Raw genomic sequence first — 1,850 nt, forward strand, 5'->3', positions numbered from 1 at the left:
ATAATAACTAGCCTGAAACTCCTCGGTGAACTTCGCGGCCGTCTGGCCGTTTGCTCGCAAACCGAGCTTCGCACCCGCGCCGAACTCCGAAAACAGGAACGGCTTGTCCGTCGGAAGGTCCCATCCAAGCGATGCAATATCTTCAAGACGGTCTCCGCCGTACCAGCCGAAGTAGGTGTTCACAGCCAGAATATCGACTGCCTCGGCGAGTGGATCGGTAATCGTCACCACTTGCGTTTCCGCTCGTTGTTCACGCCCCGTCAGAAGCGCTGCGGTCACCATTCTGTCAGGATCGAGCTGGCGAACGTCGTTTGCCAGTTGGGTCATGAACTCGTTGCGTGCCTCGCCGACCGGTGTTTCATTGCCGACACTCCACATGGCAATTGCTGCACGGTTGCGATCGCGCAGGATCATTTCGGCGAGCATCCGGCGCGTTTTCTCTAGCACTTGGGCGTCGTCGAACGCGATCCGCCAATATACCGGGATTTCACTCCATACGATTAGTCCGAGCCGATCGGCAGCCCGCAGCATGGCCTCACCATGCGGATAATGCGCCAGCCTGACGAAATTGGCGTTCAACCCTTCCTTGGCCAAGTTGAGCAGTTGTTCCGCCTCGCGATGCGAAACCATGCGGCTGGGCTCTGCCCCCAATTCCTCTTCGTGGAGGCTTACGCCGCGCAGGAAAATCGGTCGATCATTGAGCAAAATCTTGCTGCCGCGCAGTGTAACTGTTCTAAAGCCGACAATGTCATGCCAGCGATCCTCACCTGCAGATAATTCGACGCGGTAAAGTCTCGGACGTTCAGGTGACCAGCGTACCAGCCGCATGGGCGACGCGAAACGAAACGACACCTCCCCGTCGGCGCCCGCAACGGCGGTCCGGATGATCCCCAGTTCGGGAATTGCCAATCGAACGGGCAATTTTGCCCTGTTCTCGCCATTGAGCCGAACGGTCGCAACGATGGTTCCGTCGGCTGCCATGCGCACCCAAGCATCGTCTACGAACGTCTTTGGAACGGCAAGGAGCCGCACATCGCGGGTAATTCCGCCATAGGTTTCCCAATCCGTGACGGGCGGTGGCACATCCCTCTCGCTGCGCTGTGAATCGGCGGCGACGACGAGGCGATTGCCCTTCTCGCGAAGAAGTCCCGTGACCTCGAAGGCAAACGGCGTAAACCCGCCTTCATGTGTTCCGAGACGGGTGCCATTGAGCCAGACTTCGGCCGCGTAATTGACCGCGCCAAAGCGCAGGAATGTCCGCTTTGCAGGTTCGAGGATCGCATCGAAGCGGCGCTGGTACCAAACCAGGCCCTGGTAGTGACGCATCTGCGCTGAGTGGGTTAGCCACGACGATGGGAGGGTGGCGACCGGGGCAGCGTCCATGTCGTACTCGTAAAGCGCCAACGGTTTGGCGGCACGCATACCCGCCACATCTGTGTCATCGAAGCGTCGATGCCCCTCACCGACATCGCCGCCATGGAACCCGGCTTGGCCGTCGCGATAGGGATCGATTGACCAGGTCCATTGGCCTGAAAGATCCTGACTCTCGCGCAGATCAGCTGCAGAAAGGACTGGGCCAATAGGCATGACCTGCGCCGACGTGGGCAATGCAAGCAGATTCGCTGCCAATGCCAGCAGCAGTCGCACCAAGCGCATTTTGCCGCTCAGCATCCCGGTGCTCGGCTCGTTTTGGCACGCCTGAACGCGCTGCCAATCCGTTCGCGCCACAATTTATAACCCGAGGATCTCATGTGCAGCCCATCCGAAATGAACAGGGATGGGTCGGGCTTTCCCTCTTTCAGCATGGCCGAAACGATATCAACGTAGACGAGGTCGTCACGCTCCTGGGC

1 protein-coding gene and 1 pseudogene are annotated in these 1,850 nt (G+C 59.2%); both read right to left on the reverse strand.

Features of this window, described 5'->3' with window-relative positions; translation table 11 throughout:
* Positions 1-1,587: glycoside hydrolase family 2 TIM barrel-domain containing protein (locus AAFM29_RS05540; protein ID WP_341711797.1), on the reverse strand; the 1,587-nt coding region annotated here is incomplete at its 3' end.
* A 77-nt stretch (positions 1,588-1,664) separates the two neighbouring features.
* Positions 1,665-1,850 (reverse strand): annotated as a pseudogene (locus AAFM29_RS05545) (hypothetical protein); the annotation flags it as partial.

This window comes from Erythrobacter sp., from assembly GCF_038133525.1.
GTDB lineage: Bacteria > Pseudomonadota > Alphaproteobacteria > Sphingomonadales > Sphingomonadaceae > Qipengyuania.